Below are 14,779 nucleotides of genomic sequence, written 5' to 3'. Positions count from 1 at the left end.
CTTCAGACCGGTTCGGGGGCCTGGCTGCCCAGGCCCACCGACAACTCCGCGGATATCAGGGCGACATGCCGGTAGGCCCGCTCGGCCGCGGCCAACACCCTTTCCTGTACGGCGGGTTCGTCGAGCGCGCGGTCGAGGCGCTCGGCGAAGGCCGCCCAGCGGGCGCGGTCTCCGCTGCCGTAGTACGAGGTGCCGTTCCCGTCCGTGAGCCGGTAGGCCTCGGTGACGTACCGGAGCAGGAAGAAGGCGCCGAGGGTGGAGCCCTCCAGCACGTAGAGGAAGCCGAGGAGTTCGGTGGGTTCGGTGGCGGCGGTGTGCCGTACCTCGACCGCGAACTCCTCGGCGGCCGGGCAGGGGCGGGGGGCGGTGCCCAGGGCCGCGAAATGGCGCAGGTCGCGTTCGACGAGCGGGAGTTTGACCAGGTCCGGCGACCACACCGAGCCGACCGACGGGCAGACGGCACGGGCCAGTTCGGCTTCCAGTGCCTTCAACACCACCCGATAGGCGGCGAGTTGGCCGACGTAGCGGTCGAGCGGGAGGGTTCCGGCGAGCATCGCCGTGGCGAATCCGGTGCTCTCCAGGGCCTCGTGCCAGGAGCGGGTGCCGTCCCGCAGGCGTCGGCTCACCGTGTCCGTCATACGCCGCTCCGCTGCCGGACCGTCGCGAGCAGACGGTCGATGAGGTGGCCCTTGCGGTCGATCGTCACGTCGAAGTAGGCGGCACTGCGCTCGGAGCGGCACACCCCATGGACGGTGTCCTTCGCGGCGCGCTTCAGGGCCACGGCCTCCTCGGCGAGCGCGAGCAGCGTCCGCTCCAGCTTGGGATGACCGAGAACGTACCGTTTGAATTCCGCCTCGGGCGGTACGTCGTCGAGGAGTTCCAGGAGAACCCGGTTGCCGAGGCCGTCGAAGTCCTCGTGGGTGTTGGCGCCGCCGAGTTCCGGTACGAAGTCGGTCAGGTCGTTGAACAGCTGGCTGGCGAGGCCGAGTTGGCGCATCGCGCCGTCCAGGGCCAGTCGGTCGTCCTCGACCACCCGCAGTCCCGCGAGCGCCGCGTCGAGCGGCATCCGGAACAGGGTGCCGGTCTTGAGGGCGGCCGTCTCCTCCCAGAAGCCGACCCGGACGGCGCGCGGCGCGGCCAGCAGCTCCGCGCGGGTGAGAGCCGTACGCGAGGACATGTCGACGGCCTGCCCGGTGAAGCCGTCGCCGACCGAGCGCACCAGGCTGTCCACGACGGCCGGGTCGGCCGTGTGGCGCAGCGCGGACATGATCAGCCAGGCGCCGGTGTTGAGGGCGAGGGGCACGCCGTGGGTGGTGTGCAGTGCGGGTTCGCCGTAGCGGACGTCGCTGCCGTCCTGGATGTCGTCGAGGGCGACGGCGGCCTTCAGCAGAATCCTTACGGCAACTGCCGTGCGGCGGATCACCGCGAAGTCGGAAGCCCTCGCCGCCTCTTCGGTGAATCCCCGGTAGTTCCGGTACGCCCAGTACACCATCGAGGGCCGCAGCGGAGCCCTGCCGCCGGGTGCCCCGGGGGTGGGCGGCAACGCCTGCTGGCCCACCTTCGATCCGACGGCGTCGGCGACCGGGTCGTACAGGGCACGGCGCAGGGCCGCGTCGTACACGGAGACCACCGGCGCGGTCAGCGAGCCGAGGAACTCGGCCAGGTCGTCCTCCAGCAGTGCCGCGTCACTCCGCACCACCGCTTCCACACCCGTCACGCCCATCGTGGTAGCCACTCCACCTCCGAAGACGACCGAACAACAGTGCGCAGGTCTCTACGGAGGAGCGTGATCACAACGGCCGGACAAGACAAGGCGGTTGAAAGCCAAATCGCATAGGACATCGACTCATATACCCCGCACAGGACAGACACAGGCCCGAGTGGCGGCCACCCCGCCCCCTGGACAAAGAGTGAGGTTAGGCTAACCTACCTTCGAATTGTCCGGCGGGCACTCCGCCCTGTTCGAAAGCAGCCACACATGTCCAACGCCCGTGCCACCCACCTCTCCCGCCGCGGCATCCTCGCCGCGGGCGGCGCCCTCGGCCTCGGCGCCGTGCTCGCGGCCTGCGGTGACGACGACGCGAAAAGCGGTGGCTCGGTCAGGGAGACGACGGCCGCGAAGAAGCCCGGCCCCTGGTCCTTCAAGGACGACCGCGGCACCACGGTGAAGCTCGACAAGATCCCCGCGAACATCGTCGCGTTCGTCGGCGTCGGGGCCGCGCTCCACGACTACGGCATCTCCGTCAAGGGCGTCTTCGGACCGACCAAACTGAAGAACGGCAAGCCCGACGTCCAGGCCGGCGACATGGACATCAGCAAGGTCACGATCCTCGGCAACACCTGGGGCCAGTTCAACATCGAGAAGTACGCGGCCCTCGCCCCCGACGTCCTCCTCACCACCACGTTCGACGCCGCCGGGACCCTCTGGTACGTCCCCGAGGAGTCCAAGGACAAGATCGCCAAGCTGGCGCCGAGCGCCGCCGTCTCCATGTTCGACCGCCAACTCACCACGCCGCTCCAGCGCATGTGGGAACTGGCCGAGTCACTGGGCGCCGACATGACGGCCCGGAAGGTCACCGAGGCGAAGAAGAGCTTCGAGGAGGCCTCGGAGCGACTGCGCAAGGCGGCCAAGGCGCGCCCCGAGATCAAGGTGCTGGCCGGTTCGGCGGCGGACACGGTCTTCTACGTCTCCGGGTCCAACCTCTCCGTCGACCTGGAGTACTACAAGGCGCTCGGCGTGAACTTCGTCGAGCCGTCCGCTGCCGCGCTCAAGGCGAGCGGCGGCTGGTACGAGAACCTCAGCTGGGAGAACGCGGACAAGTACCCGGCCGACATCATCATGATGGACGACCGGTCCGCGACGATTCAGCCCGCGGACATCACTGAGGCCACGTGGAAGGCGCTGCCCGCGGTAAAGGCGGGGCAGGTCATCTCGCGGTCGCCCGAGCCGATTCTGTCGTACGACAAGTGTGTGCCGATGGTGGAGAGTCTCGCCAAGGCGATCGAGAGTGCGAAGAAGGTCAGTTGAGTTTGGGGTGGCTGCGCTTTTGCGGGGAGCTGCGGGCCGGTGGGGACTGGTCGCGCAGTTCCCCGCGCCCCTTTAGGCCTCACGTTTCTTTCAAAGGAACCCCATGACCGTCCCGTTCCGCTTCTTCTCTCTCCATGTCGTGCGGACGGAGCGGCTCGGGCCGTCTCTTGTCCGTGTCGCCTTTGCCGGGGACGACCTGGCGTATTTCTTCTCCGACGGGTGTGATCAGTCTCTGTCGCTGTTCCTGCCCCACCCCGGCCAGCTTGAGCCTGCCGTGCCCTACGAACTCGGTGACGGGTGGTGGGAGGCGTGGCGTGAACTCCCGGACGACGTACGGGCGGTGATGCGGTCGTACACGCTGCGTGCGCTCCGCCGTGAACCCGACGAGATCGACATCGACTTCGTGCTGCACGAACCCGCCGGACCCGCCTCCCGGTGGGCCTCCCGCGCCTCCGCCGGGGACCGGGTCGTGTTGCTCGGGCCGGCCGTCGCGGACAATCGGGCGATTCGGTTCCGGCCGCCGGAGGGCGCCGATCTCGTGGTCGTCTGGGGCGACGAGACCGCCGTCCCCGCCGTGTCCGCCATCCTCGAAGCCTTGCCCGCGGGCATACGCGCGCGGGTGTGGCTGGAGGTCCAACATGCCGGTGACGTACAGGACTTGGTGACCGCGGCCGATGCCGAAGTCACCTGGCTGGTGCGCGATGACAAGGGCGCCGAGGGGTCCCCCATGGCCCTCGGCGCCCTGCGCGCGGCCCAACTCCCGACCGCTGAGCGGCCGTACGTGTGGATCGCGGGCGAGTCCGGTCAAGTGAAGGCGCTGCGGCGGCACTTCGTGGGTGAGCGCGGGGTCGACCGGCGGCGGGTGACCTTCGTGGGGTACTGGCGGCAGGGGCTCAGCGAGGAGCAGTTGCGCGAAGCCGGGTGAGTCACGAGTGACACCGGTCACGGGAGGGGTGGGCCTCGAAAGATCTAAGTTAGGTTAGCCTTACCTAAGTTCAATCCCGTCCCCACCGGAGGACCCCCACATGCGCTCGCACCTGCTCAATGACACGACTGCGGAGCACTACCGCCGCTCCGTGACGCAAGGCGTGGAGCGGGTGGCGGCCAAACTCGCCACCACGGAACGGCCGTTCACCGGCGTCACGGTCGACGCCCTCTCCCCCCTCATCGACCGGATCGACCTCGACCGTCCGCTCCACGACACCGCCGCGGTGCTCGACGAGCTGGACGAGGTCTACCTGCGTGACGCGGTCTACTTCCACCACCCCCGCTACCTCGCCCACCTCAACTGCCCCGTCGTCATCCCCGCGGTGCTCGGCGAGGCGGTGCTCTCCGCCGTCAACTCCTCCCTGGACACCTGGGACCAGTCGGCCGGCGGCACCCTCATCGAGCGCAAGCTGATCGACTGGACGAACGAGCGCATCGGCCTCGGACCGCACGCGGACGGGGTGTTCACCTCCGGCGGCAGCCAGTCCAACCTCCAGGCCCTGCTGCTGGCCCGTGAGGAGGCGAAGACCGACACACTCGCCAAACTGCGGATCTTCGCCTCCGAGGTCAGCCACTTCAGCGTGAAGAAGTCCGCGAAACTGCTGGGACTCGGGCAGGACTCGGTTGTCTCGATACCCGTCGGCGCCGACAAGCGGATGCAGACGGTCGCGCTCGCCCGGGAGTTGGAGCGCTGCAAGAACGCCGGGCTCGTGCCCATGGCCGTCGTCGCCACCGCCGGCACCACCGACTTCGGCTCCATCGACCCGCTGCCCGAGATCGCCGCCCTGTGCGAGCAGTTCGGGGTGTGGATGCACGTCGACGCGGCCTACGGCTGCGGGCTGCTCGCCTCTCTCAAGCACCGGAGCCGCATCGACGGCATCGAGCGCGCCGACTCGGTCACCGTGGACTACCACAAGTCCTTCTTCCAGCCGGTGAGTTCGTCCGCCCTGCTGGTCCGCGACGCCGACACCCTGCGTCACGCGACCTACCACGCGGACTACCTCAACCCGCGCCGCATGGTGCAGGAGCGCATCCCCAACCAGGTCGACAAGTCCCTGCAGACCACCCGCCGTTTCGACGCGCTCAAGCTGTGGATGACGCTGCGCGTGATGGGCGCCGACGGCATCGGCCAACTCTTCGACGAGGTCTGCGACCTGGCCGAGGAAGGGTGGCGGCTGCTGGCCGCCGACCCGCGCTTCGACGTGGTCGTGGAGCCCACGCTCTCCACCCTCGTCTACCGCTACATCCCGGCCGCCGTCACCGACCCGGCCGAGATCGACCGCGCCAACCTCTACGCCCGCAAGGCCCTGTTCGCCTCCGGTGACGCGGTGGTCGCCGGCACCAAGGTCGCGGGCCGCCACTACCTGAAGTTCACCCTGCTCAACCCCGAGACGACGGCCGACGACATCGCCGCCGTCCTCGACCTGATCGCCGGCCACGCCGAGCAGTACCTGGGAGAGTCCCTTGACCGCGCTTCCTGAAACCGCCACCAAGACCTACGACTTCGTGGGCATCGGGCTCGGACCCTTCAACCTCGGCCTCGCCTGCCTCACCGAGCCCATCGCCGAACTCGACGGGATCTTCCTGGACTCGAAGCCCGACTTCGAGTGGCACGCCGGCATGTTCCTCGACGGCGCCCACCTCCAGACCCCGTTCATGTCGGACCTGGTCACCCTCGCCGACCCGACCTCGCCGTACTCCTTCCTCAACTACCTGAAGGAGAAGGGGCGTCTGTACCCCTTCTACATCCGCGAGAACTTCTACCCGCTACGGGTCGAGTACGACGACTACTGCCGCTGGGCGGCCAACAGGCTCACCAACGTGCGCTTCAGCACGACGGTGACCGAGGTCGAGTACGAGGACGAGGCCGAGGTCTACGTCGTCCGGACCGAAGCCGGCGCCGTCTATCGCGCCCGGCACCTGGTCCTGGGCACCGGCACCCCGCCCCACCTCCCGGAGGCCGTCGCCGGACTGGGCGGCGACTTCATCCACAACTCCCGCTATGTGCAGCACAAAGCAGCGCTGCAGGCCAAGGAGTCGATCACGCTGGTCGGCAGCGGGCAGTCCGCCGCCGAGATCTACTACGACCTGCTCAGCGAAATCAACGTTCACGGCTACGAGTTGAACTGGGTCACGCGCTCGCCCCGCTTCTTCCCGCTGGAGTACACGAAACTCACGCTGGAGATGACCTCCCCGGAGTACATCGACTACTTCCACGCCCTGCCCGAGCAGACCCGCTACCGCCTCACGGCCGAGCAGAAGGGCCTCTTCAAGGGCATCGACGGCGACCTCGTCAACGACATCTTCGACCTGCTGTACCAGAAGAAGGTCGGCGGGCCCGTTCCCACCCGGCTGCTCACCAACTCCTCCCTCAACGACGCCACTTACCGCGACGGCGTCTACGAACTGGCGCTACGCCAGGAGGAACAGCAGAAGGACTACACCCTGCGCTCGCAGGGCCTGATCCTCGCCACCGGCTACAAGTACGCCGAACCGGAGTTCCTCAAGCCCGTGCACGAGCGGCTGCGTTACGACTCGCAGGGCAACTTCGACATCGCGCGCAACTACTCGATCGACACCACGGGCCGGGGCGTCTTCCTCCAGAACGCCGGCGTCCACACACACAGCATCACGTCCCCCGACCTGGGCATGGGCGCGTACCGCAACTCGTACATCATCCGTGAGCTGCTCGGCACCGAGTACTACCCGGTCGAACAGGCCATCGCGTTCCAGGAGTTCGCCGTTTGACATCTCCCCCGCCCTACCGGGCGGGGGCTCCCACAGCTTGCGCCATGGTTTTTCCTGCTTCGTCGCCGACTGCCCGCCCGGAGGAACTCCGTTGAGGTCTTACACCGGCTCCACAGGCCGACACCGCCAGCCCGGCGGCCAGAATGTTCTCAGCGGCATTGTGGTCTCGGTCATGGCACGTGCCGCATCCTTCGCACGTCCATTCCCGGAGGCCGAGCGGCAGAACCTCCCGGATCAGGCCGCACACTCCACAAGTCTTGCTCGATGGGAAGAAGCGGTCGATCACGACGAGTTCACGCCCGTACCAGGCACACTTGTAGTCCAACATCGACCGCAGTTCGGCCCACGAGGCATCGGCGATGGCGCGTGCCAGCGTGCGATTTCTCATGAGGCTGTGGACAGGCATGTCCTCGATCACGGCCAGTTGGCTTTCCCGGACAAGTCGAGTGGACAGTTTATGCAGGAAATGACGTCGCCGATCAGCGATCCTCACATGAATCCTTGCCACGCTCTCACGAGCCTTCGCCTGGTTCTTGGACCCTTTCTCCTTACGGGCGAGCTCCCTCTGGGCAGCAGCCGGACGAGCCGTGTCACTTCTATGGAATGTCGGGTTGGCCACCTTCTCACCCGTGGAAAGAGCAAGCAGGCTACTGATTCCAACATCGACCCCCACCGCACCGTTCTCGGCGGGAAGGGCTCGCACCCCTGCATCCTCCACCAGGATGGACACGAACCAGCGCCCGGCCGAGTCGCGCGACACCGTCACAGTGCTCGGCTCCGCGCCGTCCGGCAGGCGGCGCGACCAACGGATATCAAGCGGGGCATCCATCTTGGCAAGAGTCAGACGACCATCACGCCACTTGAACGCCGATCGAGTGTATTCAGCGGCCGCCCGAGACTTCTTCCTCGATTTGAATCGCGGGTATTGTGCGCGCTTGCTGAAGAAGTTCGTGAACGCCGCCTGAAAGTGCCGCAGCGACTGTTGGAGCGGCACGGAAGACACTTCCGCGAGGAAGGCCAAGTCTTCTTCCTTCTTCCACTCCGTCAACATCGAAGACGTTGCCGCATAGGAAACTCTTCGCCTCTCCTCCATCCAAGCACGGCTGCGAACGTCCAATGCCATGTTGTAGACCTTGCGCACGCATCCGAACGTCCGGAGCAGCTCGTCAGCCTGCTCCGCCGTCGGACAGAAGCGGTATTTGAATGCCCGCTTCACGCGCCGAGTCTCCATTCCTCAGACGCCAGCCGTCCTCTTGTCGACTTGGCACCGTTTTCATGAAAAAGTACAAGGAGTTCTCGATGAGCGCCGTCTCACAGGTCGGCACCTTCACCTTCCGCCCCCTGGACCCGCTGCGGGACGCCGAGTTGCTGCACCGGTGGGTCACCCATCCGAAGGCCGCGTTCTGGATGATGCAGGACGCGAGACTGGAGGATGTCGAGCGCGCGTACATGGAGATCGCGGCCGACGAGCACCAGCAGGCTCTGCTCGGGCTCCAGGACGGGGTGCCCGTCTTCCTGATGGAGTACTACGACCCTCGGTATCGCGAACTGGTCGGCCTGTACGAGCCGTTGCCCGGTGATGTCGGCATGCACTTCCTGACGCCGGCCACCGAGGCGCCCGTCCACGGCTTCACCCGTGCGGTGATCACCTCCGTGATGGCCCGGCTCTTCGAGGACCCGGCGGTCGCACGGGTCGTCGTGGAACCGGACGTGTCCAACACCGCCGTGCACGCCCTGAACGAGGCGGTCGGGTTCGTGCCCGAGCGTGAGATCCAAAAGCCGGAGAAGAAAGCCTTGTTGAGCTTCTGCACACGGGAACAGTTCCTGACCGCGACGGCCGCCGCGGCGGTGACCGCATGACTCTCGCCGACGCCGTGGCCCATCTCTCCCCCGAGCGCTGGGAGAAGGCCAACCGCCAGCTGATCCGCAAGGCTCTCGCCGAGTTCGCGCACGAGCGGCTGATCACTCCCGAACCGGCTGCGCAGGACCGCGACTTGTACGTCGTCCGCAGCGACGACGGCCTGACCCGCTACCGGTTCACCGCCGTCCGCCGCGCCCTCGACCACTGGCAGATCGACGCCGACTCCATCACCCGGCACCGTGACGGCACCGAACTCCCTCTCGCTGCCCTGGAGTTCTTCATCGAACTGCAGAAGTCGCTCGGGCTGAGCGAGGCGATCCTGCCGGTCTACCTGGAGGAGATCTCCTCCACCCTCTCCGGCACCTGCTACAAGCTCACCAAGCCGCAGCTCCCGGTCGCCGAGCTGGTGACGAGCGGCTTCCAGGCCATCGAGACGGGGATGACCGAGGGTCACCCCTGCTTCGTCGCCAACAACGGGCGGCTCGGCTTCGGCGTCCACGAGTACCTCTCGTACGCCCCCGAGACCGCGAGCCCGGTGCGCCTGGTCTGGCTGGCCGCGCACCGCTCACGGGCGGCGTTCACGGCGGGCGTGGGTATCGAGTACGAGTCGTTCGTCAAGGGCGAGTTGGGCAGCGCCACGCTGGACCACTTCCGCGCCACCCTGACCGACCGGGGCCTGGCCCCCGACGACTACCTCCTCATCCCCGTCCACCCCTGGCAGTGGTGGAACAAGCTCACCGTCACGTTCGCCGCCGAGGTCGCCCGCGGCCACCTCGTCTGTCTCGGCGAGGGCGACGACGAGTACCTGGCCCAGCAGTCCATCCGGACCTTCTTCAACAGGTCCGCCCCCGAGAAGCACTACGTGAAGACGGCCCTGTCCGTCATCAACATGGGCTTCATGCGCGGACTTTCGGCCGCCTACATGGAGGCGACCCCGGCGATCAACGACTGGCTCGCCCAACTCATCGACAACGACCCGGTGTTGAAGTCCACCGGCCTGTCGATCATCCGTGAGCGGGCGGCCGTGGGGTACCGGCACCTGGAGTACGAGGCGGCGACCGACCGCTACTCGCCGTACCGCAAGATGCTCGCCGCCCTGTGGCGCGAGAGCCCCGTCTCCTCGCTCCAGGACGGCGAGTCCCTGGCGACGATGGCCTCGCTGGTGCACCTGGACCACGAAGGCGCGTCCTTCGCCGGCGCGCTGATCGAGCGCTCGGGGCTGACCCCGGTGGAGTGGCTGCGGCGCTATCTGCGGGCGTACTTCACCCCGCTGCTGCACAGCTTCTACGCCTACGACCTGGTGTTCATGCCGCACGGCGAGAACGTGATCCTCGTCCTGAAGGACGGTGTCGTCCAGCGCGCGATCTACAAGGACATCGCCGAGGAGATCGCCGTCATGGACCCGGACGCGGTGCTGCCGCCGACCGTGGAGCGGCTGCGGGTCGAGGTCCCCGAGGACAAGAAGCTGCTGTCGATCTTCACCGACGTCTTCGACTGCTTCTTCCGCTTCCTCGCCTCCAACCTGGCCGCCGAGGGCGCCCTGGAGGAGGACGACTTCTGGCGTACGGTCGCGGAGGTCACCCGCGAGTACCAGGACTCGGCACCCGAACTCGCCGACAAGTTCCGGCAGTACGACATGTTCGCCCCGGAGTTCTCCCTGTCCTGCCTCAACCGGCTCCAGCTGCGCAACAACGAGCAGATGGTGGACCTGGCGGACCCGTCCGGCGCGCTCCAGCTCGTCGGCACCCTGAAGAACCCCATCGCCGGGTTCTGACCCCACAAGCAGGCGGGCACCCCGGGGTACGGTCCCCCGGGGTGCCCGCCGAATCACAGAAGCAACTAGCTCGCGGGCCAAGGAACTTGGGGCGACCGGTAGTAGTCGATCCCGAGCGCGTCCCAGCGCGGGGCCTGTGCCGCGAGCCGCACCTTGTAGGTGTCCCAGTCGTGCGTCGAGGCCGGCGACCAGCCCAGCTCGGCCACGCCCGGCAGCCGGGGGAAGGCCATGTAGTCGATGTTCGCACCGGTCACGATGGTCTCCGTCCACAGCGGTGCCTCGACGCCCCTGATCGCCGAACTCGGCACTCCGGCAAGGTAGTTGCCCGGGTCCCAGTCGTAGGAGCGCTTGACCTCGACCAGGCCCGCCCAGTCCTGGCCGAGCGGGGTGTCCTCCGTGTACTTCATGTCGAGGTAGACCCGGTCGGCGGGCGAGAGGATCAGTCCGGTGCCGTTCTTCGCGGCTTCGGCGACCTGGGCCTTCTCGGCGGCGTCGGTGTCGTCGAGACCCCAGTACTGGGCGAGGGCGCCCTTCACGGGGTGCGCGCCGGTGATCTGGTGCCAGGCGATCACCGTCTTGCCGTACTTGGTGACGATCGGCTGCACCCGGTCCATGAACTTGACGTAGTCCTCGTGGCTGGTGGACTGCGCCTCGTCGCCGCCGATGTGGAGATAGCGGCCCGGAGTGAGCGCGGCCAGCTCACGGACGACGTCGTCCACGAAGCTGTAGGTGACGTCCTTGCCCACGCACAGCGAGCTGAAGCCGACGTCCGTGCCCGTGTAGAGCGGGGGTGCCACGCCGTCGCAGTTCAGGTCGGCGTAGGAGGCGAGGGCCGCGTTGGTGTGGCCCGGCATGTCGATCTCCGGGACGACCTCCAGATAGCGGGAGGCCGCATACCGCACGATCTCCTTGTAGTCGGCCTTCGTGTAGTAGCCGCCCGCGCCACCGCCGACCTCGGTCGAGCCGCCGTAAGTCGCCAGGCGGGGCCAGGAGTTGATCGCGATGCGCCAGCCCTGGTCGTCGCTGAGGTGCAGATGCAGTTCGTTGATCTTGTAGAGCGCCAACTCGTCGATGTAGCGCTTGACTTGGTCGACGGTGAAGAAATGCCGGGAGACGTCGAGCATGGCGCCGCGGTAGGCGTAGCGCGGGGAGTCCTCGATGGTGCCGCCCGCGATCCCCCAGGGTCCGCGCTGCACGGAGTTCTTCTCGACGGCGGCGGGAGGAGTTGGCGCAGGGTCTGGACACCGTGGAAGAGCCCGGCGGGCCTGCTGGCGGTGATGGTGACACCGGAGGTCCCGCTGACGAGCCGGTAGCCCTCGGCGCCGAACGTGCCCTTGGACAGCCGGAGTTGGATTCCGCCCTTGCCCCGTGAGGTGACCGGCAGCCGGTAGCCGGTGGAGGGGCGCAGGATGCCCGCGAGGTACTCGCCGATCCGGCGTGACTCGCGTGATTCGCCGACGCGGATACGGGTGGTGCTCGTGATCCGGTACGGCTGTCCGCCGGGGGTGACGGACGCGGGCGCCGGGACCACCCGGCCCAGCGGGGTGACGGCGGCGGGCGGGGTGGAGGGTGCGGCGCCGACGACGGACACGCTCGCGGCGGCGACGAGCAGCAGCGAACCGAGGAGGCGGGTCGTTCTGTGGCGCTGTCTCACAAGGTGTCTCACAAGCGGTGCCTTCCTTGAAGCCGGAAGCCGGAAGCCGGACAGGTACAGACCATTCTGTCGCCAGACCGGTGGAACAATCCCTCCCATGGCGGAAATCATCCAGAAGGACGGCACCTGGATCTTCGACGGCGACGCCCTGCGGCTGACTCCCGGACGGGACAAGAACGTCGGCCTGTTCCGCCGGACGCTGGGCGAACTCGTCGTTCCCCTGGGCGCGTTGGCGGGCGTCTCGTTCGAGCAGGGCCGCAAGTCGGGGCGGCTGAGACTGCGGCTGCGCGACGGCGCCGACCCGCTGCTGCACGCCACCGGCGGCCGGCTCGCCGAGGGCGACGACCCCTATCAACTGGCCGTCGAATCGGACCGGTACGGCGTCGCCGAGTACTTCGTGGACGAGGTGCGCAACGCCCTGCTGCTCGACGGGGTCCCGGCCGACCCGGTCGCCGCGTACCTGCTGCCGGGTCCGGCCGTGCCGCTCTCCGTCTCCGCCGGGGACGGCACCGCGAGCTTCGACGGCGAGCACGTACGGCTGGAGTGGAACTGGAAGACCGAGGACGCCAAGTCCGCGGCCGGTGCCCGCACCCTCGCCGTCACGGACCTCGTCGGCGTGGAGTGGCGGCCGTCGGCCGGTCTGGAGAACGGCTACATCCGCTTCGCGGTACGCCACGCGCCGACCAAGGCGCCGCCCAAGTACGACCCCAACTCAGTGGAGTTGTGGGGCTTCAAGAAGGACCCGCTGATGGCCCTGATCGCCGCGGCCGTCCAGGCCCGCCTCCCGCACCCGGGCGCCACCGAGACGGGCGTACGACCCGAACGGCCCGAGCCCGCACGGGAGTTGACGGCCGCGGCGGAGGACAGCCATGACGCGCTGCTGCGGCGGCTGCGCGAACTCGGCGAGCTGCACAGGGACGGGGTGCTCACGGACGAGGAGTTCTCGATGGCCAAACAGGCGGTCCTCAAACGGATGTGAGGACCGCCTGCTTACTGAATTGCGCCCCGCCTTCTGGGCGTAACTCGGTTGTGTCGGGGCTTACTTGGCCTTGCGGGCGACCGTGAAGCGGTCGATCTCGGCGCCGGTCTCGGCGATGCCGCGGACCGTCAGGGTGGCCGTACGGCCCTTGTGGGCGGGCTGGACGTCCACGCGCAGGAACGAGTAGTTGAGGTAGCGCACGCGCGACCAGGCGACCGTCTCGTTGACCTTGCCGTCCTTCGTGTTGACGAAGGCGGCGACGGAGTCGACATCGGCGACGTGACCCTCGTAGGAGTCCGGGGCGGAGAACGCGTACAGGCTGCGGCCGGCCGCGCCCGCCGTCACGTAGACGACACCCTCGGTCTCCGGGTACGCCGTGCCGCCGATCGGCAGCTTCTTGACGACGGCGTTCTTCTTGATGACGTCGGTGCGCTCGTACTGGTGGTTGTGGCCGTTGATGACCAGGTCCACCGTGTACTTCTCGAACAGCGGCACCCACTCGCCCCGCACTCCCCCCTCCGAGGAGTGCGCGGTGGAGGTGCAGTACGCGCAGTGGTGGAAGAAGATCACCACGAAGTCGATGTCCTTGGACGCGCGGAACTTCTTGAGCTGCCCCTCCAGCCACGTGGTCTGGGTGCCGCCGGAGATGCCGAGGTTGGCCGGGATCTCGAAGGACACGTCGTTGGCGTCCAGCGAGATGACCGCCGTGTTGCCGTAGACGAAGGAGTAGACGCCCGGGAGGTTCGTCTTGTCGGGGCCGTTGTCCGGGAGGTTCCAGCGGGCGTCCTCGCCGCCGTAGCCGTTGGGCGAGTACCAGGCCTCCATGTCGTGGTTGCCGTAGGCGGGCATCCACGGCACGGACTTGGCGACCGCCTCGGTCTGCGCGAGGAACTGGTCCCAGACGCGCGAGTCGAAGCCGGTGTCGGCGGTCTTGCCCGCGCCCGCCGGGTCGGCGTACGCGATGTCGCCGGCGTGCAGGTGGAAGGCCGGGTTCTGGGCCAGCAGCAGGCTGTCGTTGGCGAGGCCGTGGTAGCCGACGCCCTCGTCGCCGAAGGCCGTGAAGGTGAACGGCTTCTTGTGGTCGGGGGCGGTGGTGAAGGTGCCCAGCGTGCCGAGCAGGTGGGCCTCGGCCGGGTCGAAGCCCGCGTGGCCGACGCCGTAGTAGTACGTCTTGCCCGGGCGCAGGTGGGTCAGCTTGGCGTGCAGGTAGTACTGGGTGTGGTCGCCGCTCGCGCCGACGCCCGCCGGGGTGTAGAGCGTGCGCACCTCGGCCTCGATCTTGCGGGAGAGGTCCCAGGGGTGCGCGCCGATCCGGACGAACGGCTTCTTGACGTTGGTCGGGACCTGCCAGGAGACCGTGACCTCGGTGCTCGGGTCGTTGCCGAACGCGAGGTGGCGGCCGAACGGGGAGACGAGGGCCCCGTCGATCGACTCGCTGGAAGAGGTGGCGGCATAGGTCGCGGAGGCCTGGCTGGGGACGGCCGCCTGGGCGACCGTGCCCGGGACGAACACGCCACCGGCGACGGCGCCGAGGGTCACGGCGCCGCCTCTGATCATGGTGCGCCGGGAGAATTTCGAGCGTAGGTACTCGTGCTGCTCAGCCATGCTCATGCGCTCGGCAAGCTCTTCGGGTACTCCCATACGAGGAATGTCCATGGCGTCTGAAACTCGTCCATATGAGCGACGTAACACAAGACACAGGATGGACAGCTTGCGAACAGAGTTCCATAAGACATTCAACAGGCCGC

The 14,779-nt window shown here is 67.8% G+C and carries 10 protein-coding genes and 2 pseudogenes; 7 read left to right on the top strand and 5 right to left on the bottom strand.

The window, feature by feature from the left end; genetic code table 11:
- Positions 1 to 2: 2 nt before the first annotated feature.
- On the bottom strand, positions 3 to 638 hold the full coding sequence (locus tag ACIBJH_RS19325) for a biliverdin-producing heme oxygenase (RefSeq protein WP_399118035.1): 636 nt from the start codon (positions 636 to 638) through the stop codon (positions 3 to 5).
- Positions 635 to 1,735 (bottom strand): polyprenyl synthetase family protein, encoded by a 1,101-nt coding sequence (locus ACIBJH_RS19320; RefSeq protein ID WP_399118034.1) that lies wholly within the window; start codon positions 1,733 to 1,735, stop codon positions 635 to 637. The genes ACIBJH_RS19325 and ACIBJH_RS19320 overlap by 4 nt, the downstream gene beginning before the upstream one ends.
- A 243-nt stretch (positions 1,736 to 1,978) precedes the next feature.
- Between ACIBJH_RS19320 and ACIBJH_RS19315 the strand changes: the two genes are divergently transcribed.
- The 4 genes from ACIBJH_RS19315 to ACIBJH_RS19300 all read left to right on the top strand — a co-directional run bounded on the left by ACIBJH_RS19315 (position 1,979) and on the right by ACIBJH_RS19300 (position 6,763).
- Positions 1,979 to 3,028, top strand: a complete 1,050-nt coding sequence (locus ACIBJH_RS19315; protein ID WP_399118033.1) for an ABC transporter substrate-binding protein — start codon at positions 1,979 to 1,981, stop codon at positions 3,026 to 3,028.
- Positions 3,029 to 3,131: 103 nt separating this feature from the next.
- Positions 3,132 to 3,953 (top strand): siderophore-interacting protein, encoded by an 822-nt coding sequence (locus ACIBJH_RS19310; RefSeq protein ID WP_399118032.1) that lies wholly within the window; start codon positions 3,132 to 3,134, stop codon positions 3,951 to 3,953.
- 100 nt (positions 3,954 to 4,053) lie between these two features.
- The gene (gene desA / locus ACIBJH_RS19305) at positions 4,054 to 5,496 is read left to right on the top strand and encodes a lysine decarboxylase DesA (protein WP_399118031.1); all 1,443 of its coding nucleotides are present in this window, start codon (positions 4,054 to 4,056) and stop codon (positions 5,494 to 5,496) included.
- Complete coding sequence (locus ACIBJH_RS19300) at positions 5,480 to 6,763, top strand: lysine N(6)-hydroxylase/L-ornithine N(5)-oxygenase family protein (RefSeq protein ID WP_399118030.1); 1,284 nt, start codon at positions 5,480 to 5,482, stop codon at positions 6,761 to 6,763. The genes desA and ACIBJH_RS19300 overlap by 17 nt, the downstream gene beginning before the upstream one ends.
- 51 nt (positions 6,764 to 6,814) lie before the next feature.
- Here ACIBJH_RS19300 and ACIBJH_RS19295 read toward each other — a convergent pair.
- Positions 6,815 to 7,994: pseudogene (locus tag ACIBJH_RS19295) on the bottom strand (RNA-guided endonuclease InsQ/TnpB family protein); the annotation flags it as partial.
- Positions 7,995 to 8,062: 68 nt separating this feature from the next.
- Here ACIBJH_RS19295 and ACIBJH_RS19290 point away from each other — a divergent pair.
- Positions 8,063 to 8,623: a GNAT family N-acetyltransferase gene (locus tag ACIBJH_RS19290; protein ID WP_399118029.1), complete on the top strand. Its 561-nt coding sequence runs from the start codon at positions 8,063 to 8,065 to the stop codon at positions 8,621 to 8,623.
- On the top strand, positions 8,620 to 10,398 hold the full coding sequence (locus ACIBJH_RS19285; protein ID WP_399118028.1) for an IucA/IucC family protein: 1,779 nt from the start codon (positions 8,620 to 8,622) through the stop codon (positions 10,396 to 10,398). The genes ACIBJH_RS19290 and ACIBJH_RS19285 overlap by 4 nt, the downstream gene beginning before the upstream one ends.
- 65 nt (positions 10,399 to 10,463) lie before the next feature.
- Here the strand turns inward: ACIBJH_RS19285 and ACIBJH_RS19280 are convergent.
- Positions 10,464 to 12,052, bottom strand: a pseudogene (locus ACIBJH_RS19280) (beta-N-acetylhexosaminidase).
- 97 nt (positions 12,053 to 12,149) lie between these two features.
- Between ACIBJH_RS19280 and ACIBJH_RS19275 the strand changes: the two are divergent.
- Positions 12,150 to 13,031: a DUF4429 domain-containing protein gene (locus tag ACIBJH_RS19275; RefSeq protein ID WP_399118027.1), complete on the top strand. Its 882-nt coding sequence runs from the start codon at positions 12,150 to 12,152 to the stop codon at positions 13,029 to 13,031.
- Positions 13,032 to 13,091: 60 nt separating this feature from the next.
- Here ACIBJH_RS19275 and ACIBJH_RS19270 read toward each other — a convergent pair whose 3' ends face one another.
- On the bottom strand, positions 13,092 to 14,672 hold the full coding sequence (locus tag ACIBJH_RS19270; protein WP_399118026.1) for a purple acid phosphatase family protein: 1,581 nt from the start codon (positions 14,670 to 14,672) through the stop codon (positions 13,092 to 13,094).
- Positions 14,673 to 14,779 lie beyond the last annotated feature (107 nt).

It is taken from the genome of Streptomyces sp. NPDC050548 (assembly GCF_044457385.1).
Lineage (GTDB): Bacteria > Actinomycetota > Actinomycetes > Streptomycetales > Streptomycetaceae > Streptomyces.
Note: the sequence above shows the minus strand (reverse complement) of the source record. Positions and strands in the feature narration are given on the sequence as shown.

What these genes read in the sequence shown, in the direction of transcription:
- ACIBJH_RS19325 (WP_399118035.1), bottom strand. Translation starts at nt 638, where the DNA reads ATGACGGACACGGTGAGCCGACGCCTGCGGGACGGCACCCGCTCCTGG.
- ACIBJH_RS19315 (WP_399118033.1), top strand. Translation starts at nt 1,979, where the DNA reads ATGTCCAACGCCCGTGCCACCCACCTCTCCCGCCGCGGCATCCTCGCC.
- ACIBJH_RS19310 (WP_399118032.1), top strand. Translation starts at nt 3,132, where the DNA reads ATGACCGTCCCGTTCCGCTTCTTCTCTCTCCATGTCGTGCGGACGGAG.
- desA (WP_399118031.1), top strand. Translation starts at nt 4,054, where the DNA reads ATGCGCTCGCACCTGCTCAATGACACGACTGCGGAGCACTACCGCCGC.
- ACIBJH_RS19290 (WP_399118029.1), top strand. Translation starts at nt 8,063, where the DNA reads ATGAGCGCCGTCTCACAGGTCGGCACCTTCACCTTCCGCCCCCTGGAC.
- ACIBJH_RS19285 (WP_399118028.1), top strand. Translation starts at nt 8,620, where the DNA reads ATGACTCTCGCCGACGCCGTGGCCCATCTCTCCCCCGAGCGCTGGGAG.
- ACIBJH_RS19275 (WP_399118027.1), top strand. Translation starts at nt 12,150, where the DNA reads ATGGCGGAAATCATCCAGAAGGACGGCACCTGGATCTTCGACGGCGAC.
- ACIBJH_RS19270 (WP_399118026.1), bottom strand. Translation starts at nt 14,672, where the DNA reads ATGGGAGTACCCGAAGAGCTTGCCGAGCGCATGAGCATGGCTGAGCAG.